Origin of the sequence: Geobacillus sp. TFV-3, from assembly GCF_009901865.1 — a bacterium.
GTDB classification, from domain to species: domain Bacteria; phylum Bacillota; class Bacilli; order Bacillales; family Anoxybacillaceae; genus Geobacillus; species Geobacillus thermoleovorans_A.
Genome location: NZ_MPSP01000001.1, coordinates 1,551,825 through 1,574,734 on the forward strand (window position 1 = coordinate 1,551,825; position 22,910 = coordinate 1,574,734).

The 22,910-nt window shown below is 53.3% G+C and carries 29 protein-coding genes; 21 read left to right on the forward strand and 8 right to left on the reverse strand.

Annotated elements, in window-relative coordinates:
* Positions 1-103: 103 nt before the first annotated feature.
* The 3 genes from bioB (at position 104) to BJQ97_RS07910 (ending at position 2,451) form a co-directional block, all read left to right on the forward strand.
* Positions 104-1,105 carry a biotin synthase BioB gene (gene bioB / locus BJQ97_RS07900; protein ID WP_023634524.1) on the forward strand — a complete coding sequence of 334 codons (1,002 nt, stop codon included), beginning with the start codon at positions 104-106 and terminating at the stop codon, positions 1,103-1,105.
* A gap of 352 nt (positions 1,106-1,457) precedes the next feature.
* Positions 1,458-1,676 (forward strand): YozE family protein, encoded by a 219-nt coding sequence (locus BJQ97_RS07905; protein WP_011231067.1) that lies wholly within the window; start codon positions 1,458-1,460, stop codon positions 1,674-1,676.
* A 130-nt stretch (positions 1,677-1,806) separates the two neighbouring features.
* Positions 1,807-2,451: a hypothetical protein gene (locus tag BJQ97_RS07910; protein ID WP_044731269.1), complete on the forward strand. Its 645-nt coding sequence runs from the start codon at positions 1,807-1,809 to the stop codon at positions 2,449-2,451.
* Here BJQ97_RS07910 and BJQ97_RS17895 read toward each other — a convergent pair.
* Positions 2,433-2,555 carry a hypothetical protein gene (locus BJQ97_RS17895; protein ID WP_268892789.1) on the reverse strand — a complete coding sequence of 41 codons (123 nt, stop codon included), beginning with the start codon at positions 2,553-2,555 and terminating at the stop codon, positions 2,433-2,435. The two genes, BJQ97_RS07910 and BJQ97_RS17895, sit on opposite strands and share 19 nt — an antisense overlap.
* Positions 2,556-2,685: 130 nt before the next feature.
* Here BJQ97_RS17895 and BJQ97_RS07915 point away from each other — a divergent pair, with 130 nt between their 5' ends.
* The gene (locus tag BJQ97_RS07915; protein ID WP_011231069.1) at positions 2,686-2,865 is read left to right on the forward strand and encodes a YozD family protein; all 180 of its coding nucleotides are present in this window, start codon (positions 2,686-2,688) and stop codon (positions 2,863-2,865) included.
* Positions 2,866-2,876: 11 nt separating this feature from the next.
* Here BJQ97_RS07915 and BJQ97_RS07920 read toward each other — a convergent pair whose 3' ends face one another.
* The gene (locus BJQ97_RS07920) at positions 2,877-3,998 is read right to left on the reverse strand and encodes a DUF2515 domain-containing protein (RefSeq protein WP_160156150.1); all 1,122 of its coding nucleotides are present in this window, start codon (positions 3,996-3,998) and stop codon (positions 2,877-2,879) included.
* A 222-nt stretch (positions 3,999-4,220) separates the two neighbouring features.
* Between BJQ97_RS07920 and BJQ97_RS07925 the strand changes: the two genes are divergently transcribed.
* Complete coding sequence (locus tag BJQ97_RS07925) at positions 4,221-4,538, forward strand: hypothetical protein (protein ID WP_160156151.1); 318 nt, start codon at positions 4,221-4,223, stop codon at positions 4,536-4,538.
* A gap of 105 nt (positions 4,539-4,643) precedes the next feature.
* Positions 4,644-4,808: a hypothetical protein gene (locus tag BJQ97_RS17385; RefSeq protein WP_201451671.1), complete on the forward strand. Its 165-nt coding sequence runs from the start codon at positions 4,644-4,646 to the stop codon at positions 4,806-4,808.
* A gap of 35 nt (positions 4,809-4,843) precedes the next feature.
* Here BJQ97_RS17385 and BJQ97_RS17390 read toward each other — a convergent pair whose 3' ends face one another.
* Positions 4,844-5,002: a hypothetical protein gene (locus BJQ97_RS17390; RefSeq protein ID WP_008879283.1), complete on the reverse strand. Its 159-nt coding sequence runs from the start codon at positions 5,000-5,002 to the stop codon at positions 4,844-4,846.
* A 125-nt stretch (positions 5,003-5,127) separates the two neighbouring features.
* Between BJQ97_RS17390 and BJQ97_RS07930 the strand changes: the two genes are divergently transcribed.
* The 3 genes from BJQ97_RS07930 to BJQ97_RS07940 all read left to right on the forward strand — a co-directional run bounded on the left by BJQ97_RS07930 (position 5,128) and on the right by BJQ97_RS07940 (position 7,630).
* On the forward strand, positions 5,128-5,535 hold the full coding sequence (locus BJQ97_RS07930; protein ID WP_160156152.1) for a hypothetical protein: 408 nt from the start codon (positions 5,128-5,130) through the stop codon (positions 5,533-5,535).
* 516 nt (positions 5,536-6,051) lie between these two features.
* Positions 6,052-6,762, forward strand: coding sequence for a purine-nucleoside phosphorylase (gene deoD / locus BJQ97_RS07935; protein WP_013145436.1), 711 nt, complete (start codon positions 6,052-6,054; stop codon positions 6,760-6,762).
* Positions 6,763-6,811: 49 nt separating this feature from the next.
* Positions 6,812-7,630: a M15 family metallopeptidase gene (locus BJQ97_RS07940; RefSeq protein WP_160156153.1), complete on the forward strand. Its 819-nt coding sequence runs from the start codon at positions 6,812-6,814 to the stop codon at positions 7,628-7,630.
* 38 nt (positions 7,631-7,668) lie between these two features.
* On the opposite strand, the gene BJQ97_RS07945 is transcribed toward BJQ97_RS07940, so the two are convergent.
* The gene (locus tag BJQ97_RS07945) at positions 7,669-8,367 is read right to left on the reverse strand and encodes a class I SAM-dependent methyltransferase (protein WP_160156154.1); all 699 of its coding nucleotides are present in this window, start codon (positions 8,365-8,367) and stop codon (positions 7,669-7,671) included.
* A 167-nt stretch (positions 8,368-8,534) separates the two neighbouring features.
* On the opposite strand from BJQ97_RS07945, the gene BJQ97_RS07950 reads away from it, so the two are divergent.
* The 7 genes from BJQ97_RS07950 to BJQ97_RS07980 all read left to right on the forward strand — a co-directional run bounded on the left by BJQ97_RS07950 (position 8,535) and on the right by BJQ97_RS07980 (position 13,454).
* Entirely contained in the window at positions 8,535-9,422 is an 888-nt protein-coding gene (locus BJQ97_RS07950; protein WP_160156155.1) for a cation diffusion facilitator family transporter, read from the forward strand.
* Between the two features lie 226 nt (positions 9,423-9,648).
* Positions 9,649-10,605 (forward strand): magnesium transporter CorA family protein, encoded by a 957-nt coding sequence (locus tag BJQ97_RS07955; RefSeq protein WP_160156156.1) that lies wholly within the window; start codon positions 9,649-9,651, stop codon positions 10,603-10,605.
* A gap of 203 nt (positions 10,606-10,808) precedes the next feature.
* Complete coding sequence (locus tag BJQ97_RS07960; protein WP_160156157.1) at positions 10,809-10,913, forward strand: YjcZ family sporulation protein; 105 nt, start codon at positions 10,809-10,811, stop codon at positions 10,911-10,913.
* A 186-nt stretch (positions 10,914-11,099) separates the two neighbouring features.
* Positions 11,100-12,029, forward strand: coding sequence for an EamA family transporter RarD (rarD, locus tag BJQ97_RS07965; protein WP_160156158.1), 930 nt, complete (start codon positions 11,100-11,102; stop codon positions 12,027-12,029).
* A gap of 124 nt (positions 12,030-12,153) precedes the next feature.
* Positions 12,154-12,252, forward strand: coding sequence for a YjcZ family sporulation protein (locus BJQ97_RS07970; RefSeq protein WP_013145429.1), 99 nt, complete (start codon positions 12,154-12,156; stop codon positions 12,250-12,252).
* Positions 12,253-12,285: 33 nt separating this feature from the next.
* Positions 12,286-12,426 carry a YjcZ family sporulation protein gene (locus BJQ97_RS07975; RefSeq protein ID WP_011231082.1) on the forward strand — a complete coding sequence of 47 codons (141 nt, stop codon included), beginning with the start codon at positions 12,286-12,288 and terminating at the stop codon, positions 12,424-12,426.
* Between the two features lie 134 nt (positions 12,427-12,560).
* Positions 12,561-13,454 carry a DUF1028 domain-containing protein gene (locus BJQ97_RS07980; RefSeq protein ID WP_160156159.1) on the forward strand — a complete coding sequence of 298 codons (894 nt, stop codon included), beginning with the start codon at positions 12,561-12,563 and terminating at the stop codon, positions 13,452-13,454.
* A gap of 46 nt (positions 13,455-13,500) precedes the next feature.
* Here the strand turns inward: BJQ97_RS07980 and BJQ97_RS07985 are convergent, their stop codons facing one another.
* Together BJQ97_RS07985 and BJQ97_RS07990 are read right to left on the reverse strand one after the other, a co-directional pair.
* Positions 13,501-14,868 (reverse strand): MATE family efflux transporter, encoded by a 1,368-nt coding sequence (locus BJQ97_RS07985; RefSeq protein ID WP_160156160.1) that lies wholly within the window; start codon positions 14,866-14,868, stop codon positions 13,501-13,503.
* Positions 14,869-14,964: 96 nt separating this feature from the next.
* Positions 14,965-16,227: a two-component system sensor histidine kinase NtrB gene (locus BJQ97_RS07990; RefSeq protein ID WP_160156161.1), complete on the reverse strand. Its 1,263-nt coding sequence runs from the start codon at positions 16,225-16,227 to the stop codon at positions 14,965-14,967.
* 667 nt (positions 16,228-16,894) lie between these two features.
* Here BJQ97_RS07990 and ilvA point away from each other — a divergent pair.
* Together ilvA and BJQ97_RS08000 are read left to right on the forward strand one after the other, a co-directional pair.
* Positions 16,895-18,103 carry a threonine ammonia-lyase gene (gene ilvA, locus BJQ97_RS07995; protein WP_160157573.1) on the forward strand — a complete coding sequence of 403 codons (1,209 nt, stop codon included), beginning with the start codon at positions 16,895-16,897 and terminating at the stop codon, positions 18,101-18,103.
* Entirely contained in the window at positions 18,081-18,647 is a 567-nt protein-coding gene (locus BJQ97_RS08000; protein WP_407066441.1) for a GNAT family N-acetyltransferase, read from the forward strand. Before ilvA ends, BJQ97_RS08000 begins: the two co-directional genes overlap by 23 nt.
* 54 nt (positions 18,648-18,701) lie before the next feature.
* Here BJQ97_RS08000 and BJQ97_RS17900 read toward each other — a convergent pair whose 3' ends face one another.
* Positions 18,702-18,836 (reverse strand): hypothetical protein, encoded by a 135-nt coding sequence (locus tag BJQ97_RS17900; RefSeq protein WP_268892790.1) that lies wholly within the window; start codon positions 18,834-18,836, stop codon positions 18,702-18,704.
* A 6-nt stretch (positions 18,837-18,842) separates the two neighbouring features.
* Positions 18,843-19,091 carry a hypothetical protein gene (locus BJQ97_RS08005; RefSeq protein ID WP_013145420.1) on the reverse strand — a complete coding sequence of 83 codons (249 nt, stop codon included), beginning with the start codon at positions 19,089-19,091 and terminating at the stop codon, positions 18,843-18,845.
* 193 nt (positions 19,092-19,284) lie between these two features.
* On the opposite strand from BJQ97_RS08005, the gene BJQ97_RS08010 reads away from it, so the two are divergent.
* The 3 genes from BJQ97_RS08010 (at position 19,285) to BJQ97_RS08020 (ending at position 22,885) form a co-directional block, all read left to right on the forward strand.
* Positions 19,285-19,911 carry a TetR/AcrR family transcriptional regulator gene (locus tag BJQ97_RS08010; RefSeq protein ID WP_160156162.1) on the forward strand — a complete coding sequence of 209 codons (627 nt, stop codon included), beginning with the start codon at positions 19,285-19,287 and terminating at the stop codon, positions 19,909-19,911.
* A gap of 138 nt (positions 19,912-20,049) precedes the next feature.
* Entirely contained in the window at positions 20,050-21,192 is a 1,143-nt protein-coding gene (locus tag BJQ97_RS08015) for an acyl-CoA dehydrogenase (RefSeq protein ID WP_160156163.1), read from the forward strand.
* Positions 21,193-21,220: 28 nt separating this feature from the next.
* Positions 21,221-22,885: an AMP-binding protein gene (locus tag BJQ97_RS08020; protein ID WP_268892791.1), complete on the forward strand. Its 1,665-nt coding sequence runs from the start codon at positions 21,221-21,223 to the stop codon at positions 22,883-22,885.
* The last annotated feature ends 25 nt before the right edge of the window (positions 22,886-22,910 follow it).

Below are 22,910 nucleotides of genomic sequence, written 5' to 3' on the forward strand. Positions count from 1 at the left end.
TCTGGGACGGATTAAAAAAGTAAACTGAAATGAAAATATAGTTGACAAATATGCGGCTGGTCCGTTACGATAAATGTAATGATATGGAAGGGGGAGAGGAGAGATGGCAAACTGGCTGGTGTTGGCTGAGCAAGTGTTGGGAGGCCACGAGCTGACCGATGAGGAAGCATTGGCGATATTGGATTGTCCGGACGAGGAGCTGCTCCTTTTGCTGCAAGGGGCGTACCGGATTCGCTCCGCCTATTATGGAAACAAAGTGAAGCTGAACATGATCATCAACGCCAAATCTGGCCTCTGTCCGGAAAACTGCGGCTACTGTTCGCAGTCCGCCGTATCGACGGCGCCGGTGAAAACGTATAAAATGGTCGACAAAGAGACGTTGTTGCGCGGCGCGGAAGAAGCACACCGTTTGCGCATTGGGACGTACTGCATCGTCGCCAGCGGCCGCGGGCCGAGCGATAAAGAGATCGACACCGTTGTGTCCGCGGTCAAGGAAATTAAAGAGCGGTTCGGGCTGAAAGTGTGCGCCTGCCTTGGGATCTTAAAGCCGGAGCAGGCGGCGCGGCTGAAAGAGGCGGGGGTGGATCGCTACAATCATAACATCAACACGTCGAAGCAGCACCATCCGAACATTACGACGTCCCATACATACGACGATCGGGTGCGGACGGTGGAAACGGTGAAAGAAGCCGGCCTTTCGCCTTGTTCCGGCGTCATCATCGGCATGAAAGAAACAAAGCGGGATGTCGTCGATATGGCGCGCAGTTTGCGGGCGCTTGACGCGGATTCCATTCCAGTCAACTTTTTGCATGCGATCGACGGCACGCCGCTGGCCGGCACAAATGAATTAAACCCGCGTTACTGTTTGAAGGTGCTGGCCCTTTTTCGTTATATGAATCCAACCAAAGAAATCCGCATCGCCGGCGGGCGAGAAGTGAATTTGCGCTCACTTCAGCCGCTTGGCCTGTATGCCGCCAACTCGATTTTTGTCGGCGACTATTTGACGACCGCCGGGCAAGAAAAGTCAGCCGATTATCAAATGCTTGAGGACCTTGGATTTGAAATCGAATTTGCCCCGGTTCCGCAAGCCGGAGTCGTATCATGAACGATGCCGCCAAAAGATGGCGGCTTTTTGTATGTGCGCTCACCGGAGGACAAAACCTGGCGAAGCGGGAGGCATGCGAGGCCCCATGCGGTGTCAGACGGGACGCTACGATGGCGCATCGCAAAAGCCTTGGCGAGAAGCGGAGCGCATGATAGATAAGACGGTGGACTTGGCCTGCCTATGCTCTGACGAGAAAGTGGATTGAACCCCTATTGCGCCGTTTGACGCGCTTTTTTGGCATGAAAAGCCAACCCGATGCGTACGATGGGAATACAAGCGGCGAAAAAAGACTTCACAAACAGGTAAAAGCTCATTATAATAGCAACAAAAGGAAAGGAAGAGGATGGGGGACATGGCAAAGTCATTCTACCGTTACTTGCTGCGCTTCCGCCATGGACACCAGGAAGATCCGGTCGTCCGGTTTGCGAATGGAGCGTATGAAGACCACAGCTTTCCAAAAGGGTCGACGGACTATGAAGAACTGAGCGGCTATTTGGAGCTTAACGGTGACTATTTGGAAAGCATGGTTGTGTTTGATGAATTATGGGAGCAATTTTTGCATGAAGCGTAACTAGGGAAGCGTTCCTATTTCATAAATTGGGAGCGCTTTCAAATAGCTTTTTCCGCGCGGTTGCAGGTGTCCACCCTTCTCTGCATGCATATACTATACTAACCATTTGTTCCAAAGGGTGGAGATGCCAATGAGCGCGCCGAAACGCCCGAAATTTTCCGTCGGCGACATCGTCGTCAATACATTGTACGGAACGGTCGGAACGATCACCGATATTCAGCAGATTGACGGTACGTTTTTATACGAGATCAACCATGGCCATAGCTTGTTTGCTGAGCAAGCGCTCATTTTATTGTCTGAGTTTGCGGGTGATTTATGGATCGCGGAAGAGATTGAAATCGAGCTGCCGTTTTTTCTCGGCGAAATTGTCCGCGTCCGCGATTATGGCGGCCATTTGTTCAAAATTGTCGGGGTGCGGACAGAAATTTACCGCTACTACGGGGAAGGATGGGAAGAGACGATTTACGAATTGAAACGGCTGACGGATGGTTGGGAGATTGAAGTCCATCTGGAAGACATCATTCCGCTTGCCGACGGAGAGGAGACGTCCGTCACGCTCGTGCAAGATATCGTCATCGCCGCGCCGGTGAAAGCGTCGCTTCTATTGCCGCCGGCCGACAGCGGAGAGAAAGGGCCGTCGGTCGACGAGCTGCTTGACATGTACAACGATTACAAAGCGTTATATGAATGGTTCGGCGATGAACAGTATCAACGGATGATGGAAACAGTTGTAAAACGTTTGCGGACAATCGCCGATCACCAGGATAGAAATTGATAAAGAATAAAAAGAAAATAAGGAATGCCGGCGAAAATGACGATCGCGCCCAATCCATTGACAACTGTTTCCATCATTTTATCGATCGCAGTGAGTTTGTCCATTTTGCCCGCCTCCGTGTTTTTTGTTTTGTTGGTACATATGTATGGGAGAGACCGAAAAAATAGTACAACATGATTTTTGACATAAAACGGAAGGCGGCGACATACAACATTACAAAGGGGGCGAGATGCGGTGAAGGAAATTGAAGTGATTATCGATACGGAAGAAATCGCTGAGTTTTTTTACCAAGAACTCATCCGCCGCGGTTTTGTGCCAACGCAAGAGGAGCTTGAGGAGCTCGCGGATATTACGTTTGACTATTTGCTTGAAAAATGCATCATCGATGAAGAGATTGACATCGATGGGGAGTAGTCCTCGTCGTTTTATGATGAAGTTGATTTGGCCGCCGCGATGGCGGCTGTTTTCATCATGGCCAAATGCCGATCGTAGCGGTTGGTCATGTCGCCCGAGGCCGGAAGCGGGAGCGTTTCAAGCGCCTGCATGATCGCCTCATCGATGAACCAATCGCGATGATCGTGGAACGGGTGCGCAAGATCCGGCCAAGCCGCCTCAAGGCGGGGGCTGTAAAGGCGGCGCCCATCGGGCGTTTCAGTGAACAACTGCGGCCAGAAGTCGGCGCGTGAGCCGCTGTGGGGGACGCAGCGGGCAAAGCGGCAGGCGCCGCGAAACAGCCGGGCGTCAAACAGCAGTAGACTGTACAGCGTTTTGCCGATATGGATGCGGTGGTGGACGTCGGCGAAATCGCGCACGGTCGTTCCGGCAAGCGCTACGCGGCGGCCTTTGGCATATGGGATGAGCACATCGTTGAACCCGAGCCATTGCTCGACAATAAACGGCCAGCTTGTCAGCACGCGGGTGCGGAAAAACGGATGTTCGACGACGCGAAGCTGGATGTACTGCTGCTCGTTGATGATCAGAGCAACCGTAAGAAGCGCGGCATTCCCCGTTTCCCAAAAATGTTCCCACATCGGCTTCATAAACGAAGACACCGCTAGCGCCGGCAACAAATGAAACAGCGGCGTCTCCCTCCGTTTGCTTTCTTCGTACAGCAGAAGCTGCGGATAGGCATCATGAAAAATGAGGGCATTGGCGCGCTCCAAAAACAAAAAAAGGGGTGCAATGATTTGTTCCGGCAGCAAAAATGGAAGAAGGCCGCCGCGCAAATCCGTCATGTTCCAACCGCCGTTGCGCGAGACGAGATGGGCTAAAAACGCCCAATGAATTTCCGGGTGGCGCTCAAAAAACGCCAAGTAGGCGGCGGTGCGCGTCACGTTGTTGCGGTTATGTTCCGCCGTTTTCCGGCGAATGGCGGCAACAATGCTCGTTTCTTCCGCGCTGAGCGGTCCGTCATCAGGGACCATTGTGCGGGCGGCCATCCGGCGAAGCAGGCCGTCATCGGCGAGGCGGATCGGATGGCGGTACAAAAAGGAGCGGTAGGCATACTGAAGCGGATGGCGCAGCCAAGCGAACGGACGAGTCGGCATCAGGCTGTCTCTCCTTTGCATCATTTGTGGACTTTTGTCAGAAGACCGCGATCGTTTCGACAAAAGGAGTGCTCGTTTGCTGAAGGAATCGACACGCCAAATCACCAAATAAGTACAATACACGTTTTTCTCAGCTTCGAAGACGATTCGCGATCGAATTCGACATCAACCATAGTATGGGACGCGGAGGGCCGATTTATTGGAAGAAGGGAGAGGAAAACAATGGTTCGTTTATGGAGGAAACGGATGCGGATGACAAAACGTGCATATGAGGCGGTCGTTTTTCAAACACCGCGCTTTGGGGAAACGAAAGGCTACCGGCAAGTGTGCCGCATGACGGTGACGGCGGCCGGACATGATGAAGTGCTGGCGGTGTTGTATAGGATGTTTAATGTCGCCGATCTGATGCCGAAAAACTGTCAAGCTCGGTTTATGCGGACTGGGGACGTTGTGCTGATCGATGAAGGGAGGAAAGGACAGACGTACTATCGCCTTTGTTCAGACGGATGGAAACAAGTGGAACGTCAGCTCATCTGTTGACGGAATATTCAAAAATATAGTCGCCAGCAAGAGCTAGAGATGATATAATATGAATAAAGACCCCTTGTTTCGGGAACGGATAAGAAAGGAAAGGGGGCGGACTTGATGGAGCATGACGAACGGCGGCGCGACATGCCGACGGTGGCCCCGGGCATCGACGACGATGAGGAGCTGAATGAAAAAGCGACAAAAGACGAAATTCAACGCGGGGAATATACAAAAGTCGTCACGCTTGCTTGGGACGAATCCGAGCCGTCGGAACCACGATAGAAACCCTTGTATCCCACAAGGGTTTCTGCGGTTTGTCACGATTCTGGATTGTCGTGATGGCCCGGACCGTTTTTCCGGCCGCCGGCGGCGGAATATTCTTTGGCATGCGCCTCATCTTCAGCGATCAATGCTTCTTTTGGAATATGGTTGTTCTTTTTCTGCCCGTTAATGCGGTTGCGGTGTTTTTTGCCCATCGTTTTCCCTCCTTGAACTGTCGTCGTCGTTAGTGTATGCGGTCTGGCGGCGGTTCATCGACGGAAAATGTTTGCAGGCGGCTAATGCGGCGGGCGCAGGAGAAAAGAGGGAAGGGGGCGAAACGATGGCCGCACTGGCGCTGTCGCTGCTCTTGTGCGTCGTCTCGATTGCGGCATTGCTTTGGGTCAAAGGGCAAGTTGAGCGACTCTTGTTCCGCTGGAGAAGCGTGCCCCTTCTCCATGCGGTCAACGTCGTCATCATCGCTGCCATCGTTGCTGACATGTACTATCGGCTCAGCGGCATCGACGTGTATTTGCGCGATTTGGCCGATATCAACGGTTTTTGGTATGTCTTTGCCGGCGCGATGCAGCTCGTCTTTCCGCTGTATTTGTTTTCTTGTTGGCTCATCAACAGGCGGCGCGAGCGCGAGAAAAAATATACGCGCAGCAAAGACAAAAAGGTGCTGTATATCAATGAGCGGTATTTGGCGCGCCGCCATCGCAGCGATTACCGCCGATCCAAAACCTCATAAAAGAGAGCGGCTCCCCCGCAAACGATTCACCCACCTACGCGAGTGCATAGGGGGAGCTTTCAGTGATTTGCATATGTGCCAAACGACAAGCTGCACAAGGACCCTTTCCGCTTCCCTTCGTTTCGAAGGTGCCCGTTTGAACAACATGTGATTCGATCCGACGGCGATTGCCGGCCAAAATTCATTTCCCACATTGATGGGTGCACGTGCACCTTCACGTTTTGAAGTGGGAGACTTCTTTCGGAATGATGTTAGAATTTGGTCTTTTCCTTTTTCGATGTGGACGGTTGGTTGTTCGATTTGGACGATGGATTGGTTTTGTTGGCGTATTCCACCGCTTGTTCGAGTTTCTTTTTCATGAGCCTTTTCCTCCTTTCCCCGTGGTGCGGGCACAAATAGTATGCCCGTTCGCCGCCTCGGCTACTCGAAGGAAGACTGCCATTTTCCGCAAACATATGATATGATAGACGAGGGCATGGCCCGACAACGATCGTTCAAACCAAAGGAGGAATCCCATTGAGCGTACATATCGGAGCGAAGGCAGGGGAGATCGCGGAGCGCATTTTGCTGCCGGGTGATCCGCTGCGCGCCAAATACATTGCCGAAACGTTTCTAGAAGGAGCGGTATGCTACAACGAAGTGCGCGGCATGCTCGGATTTACCGGGACGTATAAAGGGGAGCGCATTTCCGTGCAAGGGACCGGCATGGGCGTGCCGTCCATTTCGATTTATGTGAACGAACTGATCCAAAGCTACGGCGTAAAGACGCTCATCCGCGTCGGAACGTGCGGAGCGATTCAGCCGGATGTGCGCGTCCGCGACGTCATTTTGGCGATGAGCGCGTCGACCGATTCGAACATGAACCGACTCATTTTCCGCGGCCGTGATTATGCGCCAACCGCCGATTTCCATCTGTTGCGGACGGCGTATGAAGTAGGTGTGGAAAAAGGGCTGGCGCTAAAAGTCGGCAATGTGTTCACCGCCGACATGTTTTACAATGATGAACCGAATTGGGAAACGTGGGCGCGTTACGGCGTATTGGCTGTCGAGATGGAAACGGCGGCGCTTTATACGCTGGCGGCGAAATTCGGCTGCCGGGCGCTGTCGGTGCTGACGGTCAGCGACCATATTCTCACCGGAGAAGAAACGACGGCTGAGGAGCGGCAAATGACGTTTAACGAGATGATTGAAGTGGCGCTTGAAGCGGCGATCCGCAATGGCGCGTGATGGGGATGCTGGGCGCTTGGGCCTGGGAAAACAGAAAAGGAGAAGGAACATGAACCAGCGATGGCAAGCGGCGATGTTGGTGTGCCTGCTGCTCGCCGGCTGCCAAGCAGGGGAGAGCGGCAGCAACGGTGCGGCCGGTCCATCCGGCCAGCCGCCGGAAAGCGTGGTGCACCCAAGCGATCATCAACAGGGGAAAACGAGCGAGAGCCCTGTCGATCCCGATTTGCAGCTTGAGGCGAAATATTGGAACATCGTTGAGGTGCAAAACGGACAAAAAGTGATCAAAAACCCTGACAACATTTTGGTGCTCGTCAATAAAGAACAGTCGCTCCCGCCTGGCTATAAGCCGGCGGACTTGGTCGTGCCGCGCGTGCCGTTTTCATTTGCTGACCCGAACGCGGAAAAACGGCATATGCGGGCCGAAGCGGCCGCGGCGCTTGAGGAGATGTTTGCCGCCGCACGCCGGGATGGCATTGAGCTGGTGGCTGTGTCCGCTTATCGTTCATACGAGCGGCAGCAGATGATTTTTGCTGAAGAAGTGCGGCAAAAAGGAAAGGAAAAAGCGGTTCAAGCAGTCGCTCACCCAGGGCAGAGCGAGCATCAGACAGGGCTGGCGGTCGATATCAGCAGCCGCTCGGCCGGCTGTCAGCTGACCGAATCGTTCGGGGCGACAAAAGAAGGGCAATGGGTGGCCGCCCATGCGCACGAGTACGGATTCATCATCCGCTACCCGAAAGGAAAGGAAGCGGTGACCGGCTACAAATATGAGCCGTGGCATCTTCGCTATGTCGGGCGGAAGGCGGCCGCGGTGATAAAAAAGCGTGGCTTGACGCTTGAAGAATATTTCAAAGTAGTGAAAAAAGTGTGAAAACGGCGCCTCGTCGAGGACGCCGTTTTTCTTGCCAGCTATGGCTCGCAACAAAAGACGCAATAGCCAAGACGGTCGCCAAATTGAGCTGTCAACTGTTGGTGCATCTTCCACATGCTCGCCATCTCCGGTGTCGGCGGAAAGGCGATGATGATGGGTCCCCCAAGGCTTGGCGCTTCGGCTGCAGCCGCGTAGGAAAACTGGCGGCAACGGAAGCCGCTTTGTTCGAGCACTTCTTTCCACTCCGCTGGTGTCATTAGCTGACGGAAGCCGTAAAAGGCGGCGATTTGCTTTTGCTCGGCGGCGGTCAGATGCTCGTGACACGCTTCAATGCCGACGAATAGGCCATCGTTTTTGAGCACGCGGCGGATTTCGGCGAGCGCGTTTGGCAATGAAACGAAAGCAAGCACCGATTCAGAAAGCGCGAGGTCAAACGTCCCGGCGGGAAACGGGAGCGCTTCGACCGAGGCGCGATGCAAACGGACCGAGACAGCCTTGGCGGCAAAACGCTGTTTCGCCTTAGCGATCATCGTCGGGTGAATGTCGATGGCGGTGACGTTGGCCCTGTACTGTTCGGCGATATAAGCCGCTGTCTGTCCGGTGCCGCAGCCGACGTCAAGCACGGATGTTGAACGGTCGATCTTAAGTTTACGTAAGATTTGTTTTGTTAACTCAAAACCGCCTGGGTGAGCGCCATCGATCCCCATGTCCGCCAACCAGTCTAAATATGCAGACATCTGTTCCTCTCCTTTTTTGTTTCGACTTGGTTTATCATACGCAAATACGCTCGATTTTGCCTTTAGACAAAAAAATTTGCTTGTCCCTATTCTTATGAAAAAAGGAAATTTTCTTGCTGTAGACCCAACCGGCTTCAAGCTGGTACACTGATACGTGCAAAAATGAGATGGCTAGGTTGGTGAAGAACGTGGATAGAAAACAAGGAGCCGAGGCGGGCGCACTGCTGAGCATTTTCGTCTATCTTCTCCTTTCGACCGGCAAGCTGTTGGCTGGGGCGGTGTTCGGCTCGGATGCGGTGGAAGCGGACGGTTGGAATAATTTGAGTGATATTATCGCTTCCTCGGCAGTCTATATCGGCATGAAAATCGCGAAAAAACCGCGTGATGACAACCACCCGTACGGACATTCTCGGGCGGAGAACATTTCCTCGCTGTTGGCCGCTTTTTTGATGATGTCTATTGGCATTGACGTGATCACAAGCGGCGTCCGCTCGCTGTTCGGCAAGGAAAAGGCAGCGGCTCCTGACGTTTTAGCGGTTGTGGTTGCGCTCGCCTCAGCGGCCGTTATGATTGGCGTTTATGTCATCAATCGCCGGCTGGCGCGGCGGACGAACAGCATGGCGCTGGCAGCAGTGGCGAAAGACAATTTATCGGATGCGCTGGTGAGCATTGGCGCCGCCATGGGCATCGCCGGCGCGTTGCTTGGGTGGCCATGGCTTGATCCGCTGGCGGCGCTTGTGATCGGGGCGATGATTGGCAAGACGGCGTGGGAGGTGTTTATGGAGACGGCGCATACGCTCACCGACGGTTTTGATGAACAGCAGCTCGCTGTTTATAAAGACGAAATCGCTGCGGTGAGCGGCGTGCGCGATGTCGCTGACATTAAAGCGCGCATGTTAGGCAACGACATTGTGCTGGACGTGACGATCCGTGTTGACTCGCATTTGACGGTGGCAAAAAGCCATGAAATCGCCGATGAAGTCGAGCGTTTGATGCGAAACCGGCATAACATTCGGGCGACGCACGTCCATGTGGAACCGGAAGCGGTGCGCTGACTGGCTTCGGGCGCATTGGCGGGCGGACGCGGCGAGGCGCCTAGACAGCGAATGACTTGTCGGGATGTGACGCTTTGCAACCGGCAGAAATTGCTTGTCGCCAACAGGGAGCGGATGCGGCCAAACCGTTGCCGCTGGCTTGTTTTTGGCGGGGGAAGAGGAGTAGTGTTGCGGCAAACAGCAAACAATACAATTAAAATCGTTTGCATGGAAAGGACGTTAGTCTATGGTGATCGAGCAGAACTTTCGTTTGACGGTTGACGGAACGTACAAACGCTATGTGCCGGCAGGAAGCCAGTCGTGTTGGCTTCATTTCACCGCCGCCGCCAAGCCGGATTTGGAGCAGCTTCTTTCTTCGCTGTCTATTCACCCTCTCGCCCGACAGCGGCTGATGAACGGGACAGACATTCCCGCGTTTGACGAATACGAACGCTGTTTCTTCTTATCGCTGTTTATCGTCCGTCCGTCCGGCCGGACAGTCAACGTTCGTTTGCTTGCCGACAGCCAATATATGATCAGCTATATGGATGAAAGCGATCCGTTTGTTGATCACGTGAAAGAACGTTTGTTGAACCATCGCGATCAGGCGCTGTATCCCGGGTATGTGCTGTATCACTTTTTAGACTTGGCCGCCATCCGTTTTTTGCAAGTCATCGATCAGATCGCTGACCGCATTCAGACGCTTGAACGGCAAGTGTTTGCGACCCCGTTTGCCAACGAAATCGGGCGCGAGATTTATCGGATGAAAACACATCTTCATGAGCTGCGCCAAATCGCCGAGGCGCAGGAAGAAGCGATCAAAATGATCCGCCATGCTGATTTGCCGTATATCAACCACGAGACGAATCCGTATATCGAGGAAGTGGCGTCGCGATTCTCTCGTGTGCCCGCCGCTCTCGACGCGTTTAAGGAATCATTGTCCGCCATTTTCGATTTGCAACTGTCGCTCAAATCAGATCATATGAACGTCATTATGAAGACATTGACATTGGTGAGCGTCATCTTTTTGCCGATGACATTTATCGCCGGTGTATACGGCATGAATTTTGCATTTATGCCAGAGTTGAAATGGAGATACGGCTACCCGTTTGCCTTGTTGCTCATGGCAACCGTTGCTATGCTCATCGCCCTCTATTTTAAGCGAAAAGGTTGGTGGGGAGAGACGGGAACGAAAGAAAAATAGGCGTTTTTCTAGAAGGCCAGTGATGCAACGGAGAAAACGTTCCGGCAAGGAGCTTTCGCCAATGGAAATGGATCAATGGCTCTTCCGTACGTTCGTGGACCAATCTTTTTGAAGAAAACGCGGCTTTTCACCAATCTTCTAGAAATTTGGGCATTCGCCCGGCCGTTTGGGCGGCCGGGCGCATATGATGGCCCTGTGAACCGATGAAGGAGGTGCCCGCCGTGGGCGGTTTTGTCAACAGCGGTTATACGCTTGTCATCGTCCTGTTCATTTTACTGATTATTGTTGGCTGTGCCTGTGTCGCTTGATGAGCGGAAAAATAAGAAAGGGCGGCGGTCAAACGGGCTGCGAAGGGGGGCGTGTGCTCATATTCAGCTGCGCCCCTTCTCCATTGGGCAACCGCGTCGAGCGATGCGGGTGAGTGTTTTGATGGATAAAGTGAAGCGGCGGCGGTATAATGGAACAGAAATGATCATGGAAAAGGAGAAGACGACGTGGGGCATTGGAGCGAAGAAAAACAAGGAATCTTGTATACGGCTGTTTCGTACTTGCTGTGGGGAGTGTTGCCGCTTTACTGGAAGCTGCTAGAGGCGCGCTCGGCGCTTGAGATTTTGGCGCACCGCATCGTTTGGTCGTTCGTGTTTATGGCCATCCTTTTGGCAGCGACTGGGCAGCTTGGCGCCTTTCGCCGGGAGCTTCGGGCGATGCGCCGTAAGCCAGCCATGGCATGGGGGATCGCCGTTGCTGCCGTTCTCATCAGCGCCAACTGGTTTGTCTACATATGGGCGGTGAATCATCATCATGTCGTTGAAACGAGCCTTGGCTATTATATCAACCCGCTTGTCAGCGTGGCGCTTGGGACGATCATATTGCGCGAGCGGCTGAGCGTTGGGCAGTGGGCCGCTGTTTTTCTTGCCGCCGCCGGCGTGGCGGCGATGACGGCGGAATATGGCGCGTTTCCGTGGGTCGCCATATCGCTCGCGTTGACGTTCGGGTTTTACGGCTTAGTGAAAAAACTAGCCAGCGTTGACTCGTCCATTGGCTTGACGCTTGAAACAATGGCCGTCATGCCGCTTTCAGCCGTTTACTTATTATGGGTGTACAACGAAACGCCAGCCCTCGTCAAGACGGCCGAATGGTGGCAATGGGCGCTGTTGGCTGGAGCCGGGCCAGCGACGGCCGTGCCGCTTTTGTATTTCGCCAAAGGAGCGAAGCGTGTGTCGATGACAACACTTGGTTTTTTGCAATACATTTCGCCGACGATCAGTCTTCTTCTTGGCGTCTTTTTGTTCGGCGAGCCGTTTACGAAAGCGCATTTTTATGCGTTTAGCTGCATCTGGGCGGCGCTTATGTTGTTTTCCGTTGTTCAAATCAAGCAAGCGCCCGGTCGGAAAAAATGGAAGCGAAGCTCGCTCGGAGCATAACATCGGTCCACGGATGGACCGTTTTTTTATCGTTGCGGCAAATACCCATTTTTGTTGAAACATCTAACCATTTCCTCGGCTTCTGAATAGTCTACTAGTACAAAAACGAAGGAGGTGCTGGCAAATGGGTGCAGCTTACGGCGGCGGGTTCGCGTTGATCGTCGTTCTGTTCATCTTGTTGATTATTGTCGGATGTGCATGTGTCGGTGGTTGGGTGTACTAATGCCTCTTACTTGCTAGCAAGGAGGTGACGAATATGCCATACGGCTTTTATGGCGGCTGGGGCTGGGGCGGCTATGGCTTCGGCTACCCGGGCTATGGCGGCTACGGCTACGGCTTCGTGTTGATCGTCGTTTTGTTTATTTTGCTCATTATCGTTGGGGCGACATGGTGCTAAGCAGGTAATGGGCAGCGCGGGGGAGGCTGCTTGCGAGCGGCTGACCCCGCCATTTTTTTATGATGAAAGAGAGGCAGGAGAACAGAAGGGGGAAGGAGAAGAATAGAGGTGAGAAACTGCATGGAGGGAAAAACATGACCCGGATTTCAAAAGATCTCGTGGCGACGTTTTCGATCGTGGCGTTTGACTCGACGACCGGAGAGCTTGGCATTGCCGTCCAGTCGAAATTTTTAGGTGTCGGTGCGGTTGTGCCTTGGGCCAAGGCGGGTGTCGGAGCGGTGGCGACGCAATCGTACGCCAACACGTCGTACGGACCGCGCGGCCTCGAATGGATGGCCAAAGGGAAATCCGCGCAAGAAACGCTTGAGTTGCTCGTTGCCGATGACAGCGAGCGCGATTTGCGCCAAGTCGGCATCGTGGATGCGAAAGGACGAGTGGCGACGTTCACTGGGAAAAAATGCTACCCGTGGGCTGGGGGCATCACCGGGACGAACTATGCGGCTCAAGGCAATATTTTAGCTGGCGAGGAAACGGTGTTGGCGATGGGAAGAATGTTTGAGCAGACAAAAGGTCCGCTCGCCGAGCGATTGCTAAAAGCGCTTCAAGCCGGTCAGGCAGCGGGGGGCGACCGCCGTGGGCAGCAATCGGCCGCCTTGCTTGTCGTGAAAGAAGGAGGGGGATATGGCGGCTACAATGACCGTTATATCGACTTGCGCGTTGATGATCACCCGCGGCCGATCGAGGAGCTTATTCGCTTGTATCAGTTGCGTCAGCTTTACTTTGAGAAGCCGCGGCCCGAGAAGGTTGCGGTGATCGAAGGAGCAGTGAAGGAAGAAGTAGCAGCTCAATTGATTCGCCTTGGCTATTTGACGAAAGAGCGCGCTGCGGACAGCGAGGCGCTTCATGAGGCGCTGACTGTGTATATACATACGGAAAACTTTGAGGAGCGCGAACTGGAAAATGGAAAGATTGATCTTGATGTCCTCGCCTATATGAAAAGACAGCCGTCGCCACAAAACGGAAAATAGCAAAGGAGGATGCCGTTGCAGATGCCGGCATCCTTTTGTTGAGCCTTTATGAGGCGAGCGGCGCACGCTCGCTGCCATGTCTGCGCCAAACGGCCCGCAGGCGAAAGCTGAGAAACAGTGCGCCCGCTGCCAATCCGGCGATCAGGCCGATCCAATAGCCGAACGCTCCGGCGGCAGTCAGCGTAGCGAGCGCGCAGCCAAGCGGAAGCCCAACGCCCCAATAGGCGAGAAGGGCAGACCAAAAGACGGCGTTCACCTCTTTATAGCCGCGCAGCGCCCCTTGAATGGGAGCGGCGATGGCGTCGGAAAACTGGAAAAAGATTGCATACAACAAAAACTTCCCGGTCAGCGCCGCCACGTCCGGATCGTTTGTATACAGCCGAGCGATATGGTCCCGGAAGGCGAACAGGAACAGCGCGGCAGCCGCCGCGACGGCCAAGGCGAGGGTGATGCCGATCAAGCAATATTGTTTGGCGGCTTCATAACGGCTGGCCCCGGCTTCAACGCCCACGGCGATCGTCAGCGCCATCGATAAGCTGAGCGGAATCATATACAACAGTGAAGCAAAGTTGAGAGCGCTTTGATGCGCGGCGACCGTTTCCGCGCCAAACCGGCCGACAAGCAACGTGACGGCGGCAAAAATGCTCGTTTCAAAAAAGATGGCCGACCCGATCGGCACCCCGGTTTTCAGCAGCTCTTTCCATGCCGTCCATGACGGACGGTAAAAACGGACGAGTGCACGATAGGGGGCCAGGCGGCGAAATTTCAAGGCGGCAAAGGCAGCGGCCGCAAAGCAGTACGCATACGTGATCGCCGTCGCGTAGCCAGTGCCGATGCCGCCAAGACGCGGAAATCCGCCATGCCCGTAAATCAACAACCAGTTGAACAGCATATTGATCGGCAAGGCGGTGAGTGTAATCCACATCGTCACTTTCGTTTGCCCGAGCGCGTCGATGAAATAGCGGAGCACGGAATAAAGGAACAGCGGGATGATCCCGAACGACAAGGCGCGCAAGTAATCATAGGCGATATACCGAACGTTTTCATCCAAAGACATCTGTTTCAAGATGAACGGCACGGCAGCGGCCCCGATCAGGACAATGGCGACAGCAAGCGTGACAGCCAAGTAGAGCGCCTGGGTGACAGTGTGAGCGATCGAGTCATGCTGTCCGGCGCCGAAATGGTGGGAGACGATTGGGGACAGGGCGAGCAAAATGCCGCCGACGCCGGTAAATACTGGCACCCATAGGCTTGAGCCGATCGCGACGCCGGCAAGATCTTCCGGGCTTGCGTGACCGGACATGGCGACATCGACAAAGTTCATGGCGTATTGGCCGGTTTGCGAAACAAAAATGGGAAGAAACAAGGCGAACAGGCGCTGCCATTTGCCATTGGGCGAATCGGTCGTTGCCATAATGGCTCCTCCTTTTCTGTGATAAAGTGACACATTGTTCTAAATCATCAATCTTCCCAATTCCGAAGCTGGGATGGCCCCCTCTTCGGAAGCGATTTATGAGGAAAGAAACGGCGGTTGGCTGCAAAGCGGAAATTCGATCAAAAAACATGCGCCGTTCGCGTCGCTTTGCACTTTCATCGTCCCGCGATGCAGTTCGACGATTTTTTTCGATAATGACAGGCCGAGCCCAGTGCCCGTTTCCTTCGTTGAAAAAAACGGATCGAAAACATGGTCGATGACCGACGGCGGAATGCCAGGCCCATCGTCGCAGAAGCGAAGCTGAACGAGATGGTTGATTTTTCGGCTGCAGATCGACACCGTCATCGTTTTCGCTGTTTTTGCTTCCACGGCGTTGCGAAATAAGTTTAAAAACACTTGCAAAAGCTGGCTGCGGTCGCCGTTCATTTCGTAATCGTCAAGCTCGTCATCAAGGTCAAAATGGACGTCAATGTTATGCAACAGCGCTTCGCTTTGCAATAGGACGCCGACATCGTCGCGCAAAAAGCGGTGCAAGTTGAACGTCTCCATTTTGACGTCCGCCGGCTTCGCTATATTCAAAAAATCCGTGATAATGTCGTTCGCCCGGTCGAGCTCAGGAATTAAAAGCCGCTCCACGAGCGAGGCGATGCGATCCGGCAAGTCGGCTTTCAACAGCTGCAAATACCCGCGCACCGTCGTCAGCGGATTGCGGATTTCATGGGCGATGCCGGCGGCGATGCGGCCGGCGACCGCCAGCTTTTCTGTTTCTTTCATCATATTGAGCGACTGAAACATACTGATGACTCGTTTGACAGATCCGTCATCGTTGTAAATAAAACGGGTGTTGACGATGCCGTAAAATCGGTCGAGCACTTCGTAATTGTAAAGCGGCTCGCCTTTTTCAAGCGATTCGAGCGTCGCGATCAGCTCATCAGGGAGCTTCAGCAGCTCGCGAATATGTTTGCCGATGATGGCGTCGCGATCCACGCCGGTGTCAACAGCCGCCTGCAAATTGCAAAGCGTAATGACCCCTTGGGCGTCGACAAAGACGATATGGTGTGGAACAAGATCGAGCAACGGCATCAAAAAGGCTTCCACTTTTTCAAACGGTACGTCACGATACAAGTCAATATCCCACTTCCATTCCGCTTCTTTTTCAAGGGACGGCGGAATGGTGTGAAGGTGCGGCCGGACGTCGCCGCGTTTTTTTTCGATGGCGATTCCATTTTCGTAATCGACAAAGGTGAACGGAAACGGAAGCTTTTCGATGAGCCGCTCATAAGCGCGCAGCTTTCGTTCGAGCTCTTCGATTTGCGGTTGTGCCAGTCGATCGTTCATCTTTCCAAACTCCTTAGCTACACATTGCGTTTTGATGTATTCCGAATGCCTTTCTTTCATATTAGCAAATCCACTCGCATTTGCCTATCATCGTTCTTCCCAGTTGCTTTCTCTCGTCAAACTGGCGAAGGTTTCGTTGGCGATATTAGGTTCTGATGGAGCGGGATCAAACGGAGACAAATGACCTAATCAATAAAACAATGTGCTAAATCATCACTTAACATTATTTCTGCATGGCATGATAAAGTTCACTAACAAACGCTTGTACAAAGCTTCTCAACTGGAAAAGAATCCGTTTTGAGGTGACTTTCGTAAATCTCTCAACGTTCACAACAGCTGACAAAACGCAATGGATCCCAGCGACGATTCGTCAAGCATCATGATTTTCTATCATAAAACTATGTGCTAAATAATCAATAGAACAAACCCAATATTAACAACCCGAGCTCAAGCGAGGTGGCGCCAACATCTTCGGCAAGAAACGGCACATGACCATCCATAAAAGCAATAGCGGTCCGCGTCGACGCATAGATCGTCTCCTCCTTCACCCTTTTATCATACGTCATCGGTCAAAGGAAAAGCAGCATTTGTCGACGGTGAAATATTTTGTATATAATAAAGCGGGACGAACAAGAACCGATCGCCGATTAGAAAGGGTGGTTTGATGATGTTGACGTTAGCAGACATTGAACAAGCACGGGAGAAAATGAAAGGCGTCGTCCATGAAACACCGCTTGAGCATTCGCAAACGTTCAGCCGGCTGTCTGGCAACGACGTATATATGAAACTGGAAAACTTGCAAAAAACGGGTTCGTTTAAAGTAAGAGGTTCATTCAATAAAATTATGTCGCTTACGGAAGAAGAGCGGGCGCGCGGCGTCATCGCCGCCTCGGCCGGCAATCACGCCCAAGGGGTGGCCTACGCAAGCGGCATGCTTCATATTCCGTGCACGATCGTCATGCCAAAGGGGGCGCCGCTCAGCAAAATTGAAGCGACGAAAAGCTATGGGGCGGAAGTCGTGCTGTACGGCGATGTGTTTGACGAGTCTTTGGAATATGCGTTAGAGTTGCAGCGCGAACGGGGAATGACGTTTGTACACCCATTTGACGACTTGGCGGTGATGGCTGGTCAAGGGACGATCGGCTTGGAGCTGATCGAGCAGCTTCCTGACGTCGATGTCGTTCTTTGTCCGGTCGGGGGCGGCGGGTTGCTTGCCGGGGTGGCGTTTACGTTAAAACAGCTGAAGCCATCGGTTGAAGTGTACGGCGTTGAGTCATCGGCTTGTCCAGGCATGACGGCGGCCATACGCCATAAACAGCCTGTCTCCATTGCCGCATCGAATACGATCGCCGATGGGATTGCCGTGAAAAAGCCGGGCAATATTACGTACCAATACATTGAGCAATACGTCGATGGCGTTGTGTGCGTGGAAGAGGCGGAAATTTCACGGACGATGCTGTATGTGCTCGAGCGGAACAAGCTGTTAATCGAAGGGGCGGCCGCTTGTCCATTGGCGGCATTGTTGTATCAAAAGCTGCCGTTTCGCGGCAAAAAAGTCGCCGCTGTGCTAAGCGGCGGCAACGTCGATGTGACGCTCATTTCCCGCATTATTGAGCGGGGGCTTGTCGAAGCCGGGCGATTCGTTACGTTTACAACGGTCATCTCCGACAAGCCGGGCCAGTTGAACAAACTGCTTCGCATTATCGCCGAGCTCGAGGCGAATGTCATGTCGATCCACCATCAGCGCATCGGCGCCAAAGTGTTGCCTGGCCAGGCGGAAATTCACTTTTCGCTCGAGACAAAAAACGAAGACCATATTCAGCAAATTTACCAAGTGTTGTTGAAAGAAGGCTATGATGTACAGTTTTACCGATGAGCGCGCGATGGGAAAACAGTTTGTGTTTCCCCACTGTCTGTTAAGCAAGCAGTGGAAACACCGTCTTCGAAATCATGTTCACACGAAGCGAACGCTTTACTTTTGCGAGTGTCGGACGGATGAATACGCTCGCCAAGAAATGGGGGCGTTCGCCGTCAAAAAAGCCGAATTGGCCGATGTCGACCGGATTCTCGACTTGCGGCGCCGCATTGCCGAATTTGAGACGAGGCCGTCGTCCCGCGATATGCTAGTGAAAGGGATGGAAACCAATTCAGCTAGAACGTACTACATTGAACAAGACGGCCGAATGGTGGCCGCGGCATCGACATCAGCGGAAAACTCATTGTCGGCGATGATCGTCGCTGTCTGCACGGATCAGGAGCATCGAGGGAAAGGGTATGCCAGCGCCATCGTGGCGAAGCTCGTTTGCGATTTGCTCGCTGAAGGGAAGATGCCGTGCTTGTTTTACGACAACCCGGCCGCTGGCCGCATCTACCGCCGCCTTGGTTTTCGCGATATCGGGCTGTGGGCGATGTACCGCTAGCAACGAAAAGCGAAAGCTCCGCCGGCTTGCTTCTGCGCAGAAGCAAGCCCGCGTTTATTGCCCGTCCGCCCCGTTTGGCGTAACACGGCGAATGTGCTGATCGCCGTGCTCCCGCATCGCTTTTGCCTTGCCGTTGACGAGCTGTTTTTTGTCAACGATGGAAGAAGGTGTTTGTTTTTTGTTCGCCATATGGAATCACCTCAATGGAGACGATTTAGCGCGCTGAATGAACATGTCCGCATCTTCGATCAACCCGCAGACGCCGCATTGGACGCGGTAGCTCGGGCCGCGGTATGGGAGATGGAACGGTTCGAGCGCTTCGTTTGTGTATTCGTGCTCAATGTCGCCGGTGTGCGGATCGAGCTTGACCGCACGCGGGTGCTGCTCAATGAGATGAAACCGCGTCCGGTTCGTTTTGCAGTTTGGGCATAGCATCGGTTCCAATCGAAGCCACCTCCATCTTTATCATTTGAAATCATGGCGGCCATTATGTATCGGCAGGCCCTATACGACCGTGTTGGGCATGAGAAGCAATGGTTGACAATCATGGTGCGGTTCGGGTATGGTAAAGGCAAAACAAAAAAATATTTCACTTTTTCAGAAAATGGTGTAATATAAATGGCAAAGGGGATTTTCTATGGCTGACAAACCGCTCAGAGACCGCATTATCGATACGGCGCTTCATTTATTTGAGAAATACGGCTACCACGGCGTGACGGTTGACCGCATCGTGGCGGAAAGCGACACCTCCAAAGGCGGTTTTTACCATAATTTCAAATCGAAAGATGAGTTGCTTTACCATATTCATGACGTTTTTATTACCTACGCGCTTACAAAAGCACAGGAAGCGTATGAAAGCTTTTCGACGCCGACCGAGCGCTTGTACGCCATCGTTCAGTCGTTCGTCAAAGTGTTTCACTTGTACAAACCGCACATCACCGTATTTTACCAAGAGAGCACGTACTTAAAACCGGAATACGCCGAACCGATCAATGAAAAGCGCGAAGAATTTAAACAAATTATTTTTCGCGTCATCCGCGAGGGGATTGAAGCTGGGGAATTTCGTCCGGAGCTGTCGGTGGAGATTACCGGCATGTCCATTATCGGCATGGTCAACTGGACATACAAATGGTACAATCCGGATGGTCCGCTGTCAATTGAGGAGATCGCGGCGTATTTTGCCGATTTCATTTTGCATGCGGTGCTCCGCACACCAGAAAACCCAGCGGCGGCGCGGTTTTTGTTGCGGCCGGCCGCCGAATAAGTTGTTGATCGTATAAAGACCAACTAGTCGGTTTTTGAAAACGCTTCAAAAACCAAAACGATCTGCGTTCGTTTCCTTCACTAAAACCGACTAGTCGGTTCAAATGATAGAACATTTTCTATGGGGGAGAGGGACAAGATGGATTTTTCATTAACAAAAGAGCAACAGATGATTAAAGAAATGGTTCGCGACTTTGCTGAGAAGGAAATTGCCCCGTACGCGGCGAAATGGGATGAAGAAGCGCATTTTCCGCTGGATGTCTTTCGCAAAATGGGCGAGTTGGGGCTGTTGGGTTTGCCGTTTCCGGAAGAATACGGCGGCGCTGGGGGCGATACGATTTCGTATGCCATCGCCGTTGAGGAAATCGGCCGCGCCTGCGGCGGCACCGGGCTAAGCTATGCGGCCGCTGTGTCACTTGGGGCGAGTCCCATTTATTATTTTGGAACAGAGGAACAGAAACAAAAATGGCTTGTGCCGATGGCGAAAGGAGAGACGCTCGGCGCTTTTGGGCTCACGGAGCCGAACGCTGGGTCCGATGCCGGCGGCACGCGCACGACCGCGGTGCTTGACGGCGATGAATATGTCATCAACGGCGAAAAATGCTGGATCACGAACGCCCAATACGCGCGGCAAGTCATTGTCACCGCTGTTACGGGCAAAGATGCGCGCGGCAAAAACATCATCACCGCTCTCATCGTGCCAACTGACTCCCCAGGATTTACGATCCGTTCGAATTACGACAAGATGGGCGTCCGCGCGTCCAATACGTGCGAGCTTGTTTTCGAGAACGTCCGCGTGCCGAAAGAAAACGTCTTGGGCGACCCGCAAAAAGGGTTTAAACAGTTTTTGTACACGCTTGATGGCGGCCGCATTTCCATCGCTGCTTTAGCCGTCGGCATCGCCCAAGCGGCGTTTGAGAAAGCGCTTCAATACGCGAAAGAACGCGTTCAGTTTGGCCAACCGATTTCCAAGTTTCAAGCGATCCAGTTTAAGCTCGCTGACATGGCGATGGAAATTGAGCTCGCCCGCAATATGGTGTACAAAGCGGCTTGGTTGAAGGATCAAGGGAAACCGTTTACAAAAGAAGCGTCGTTCGCCAAGCTGTTCGCCTCGGAAATGGGATTCCGCGTCTGCAACCAGGCGATTCAAATTCACGGCGGCTACGGCTATATGAAAGAGTACGGCGTTGAGCGCCATTTGCGGGATATCAAGCTCATGGAAATCGGCGAAGGCACATCAGAAATCCAACGGCTCGTCATCGCCCGCCAACTGGGATGCTAAAAGCGGAAATGCCTGCATATCCATAACAATGAATTGGGACAAAGGGGAGGAACGGCCGATGTTGACGGTGACTGTGGGGAAATTGTTGGAAGAGCGATCCAAGCAATATGCGGATCATGAGGCGGTCGTGTATGCCGACCGCGGATTGCGTCTGACGTATCGGCAGTTTAACGACTATTGCCGCCTCGTTGCGCGCGGGTTGATGCGGCTTGGCATTGAAAAAGGGGAGCATGTCGCCATTTGGGCCACGAACGTTCCGGAATGGATCGCCTGCCAGTTTGCGACCGGAAAAATGGGGGCGGTGCTCGTGACGGTCAATACGAACTACCGGGCGGCGGAGCTTGAGTATTTGCTTCGGCAGTCCGATTCGACGACGCTCTTTTTGATCGAACAATATCGCGACTCGTCGTATATCGATATTTTGTATGAAATCGTTCCCGAGCTACGTACATCGACGCCTGGACAGCTGCAATCGAAACGGCTGCCGAAGTTGAAAAACGTGATCTTTCTTGGTGACAAACGGTACCCGGGCATGTTTACATGGAACGACATCTTGGCGATGGCGCACGACGTATCGGAAGAAGAACTCGATGAACGGATGGAGAGCCTCGACCCGAACGATGTCATCAACATGCAATACACGTCCGGGACGACCGGATTCCCGAAAGGGGTGATGTTGACGCATTACAACATCGTCAACAACGCCCACCAAGTGGCGCAATGCATGGGGCTTGGCGAAGGCGATCGATTGTGCATTCCGGTGCCGTTTTTCCATTGCTTCGGCTGCGTCATGAGCACGCTTGCATGCGTGACGGTCGGGGCGACGATGGTGCCGGTTGTGGAGTTTCATCCGAAGCGGGTTCTCGAGACGGTGGAAGCGGAGCGGTGCACGGCGCTTCACGGCGTGCCGACGATGTTCATCGCCGAGCTCAACGACCCGGATTTTGCCAAATACGATTTGTCATCGCTGCGCACGGGCATTATGGCCGGTTCTCCTTGCCCGGTCGAAGTGATGAAAGCGGTCATCGAGAAAATGGGGATGAAAGACATTACGATCGCCTACGGGCAGACGGAAGCGTCCCCAGTCATCACGCAAACGCGCACCAACGATCCGCTTGAGCTGCGTGTCGAAACGGTTGGCCGCGCCTTGCCGGGCGTGGAAGTGAAAATCGTTGAGCCGGGCACGAACAAGGAAGTGCCGCGGGGGGTGCAAGGGGAACTGTGCACGCGCGGCTATCATGTCATGAAAGGATATTACAACAACCCGGAAGCGACAAATGAAGCGATCGATGCAGACGGCTGGTTGCACACCGGCGATTTGGCGACGATGGATGAAAACGGTTACTGCCGTATCACCGGCCGGCTGAAAGATATGATCATCCGCGGCGGGGAGAACATTTATCCGCGCGAAATCGAAGAGTTTTTGTACAAACATCCGAAAATTTTGGACGTTCAAGTCGTCGGCGTGCCGGATGAGGTATACGGTGAAGAGGTGATGGCGTGGATCATCTTAAAAGACGGCGAAACGGCGACCGCTGAGGAGATTCGCGAGTTTTGCCGCGGCAACATTTCCCGGCATAAAATCCCGCGCTACATCGAGTTTACCGAGTCGTACCCGATGACCGCATCCGGCAAAATTCAAAAGTTTAAGCTGCGGGAAATGGCGAAAGAACGCCTTGGCTTGACGAAGTGAACGTTGCCCGGCGGCTGAACGGTTC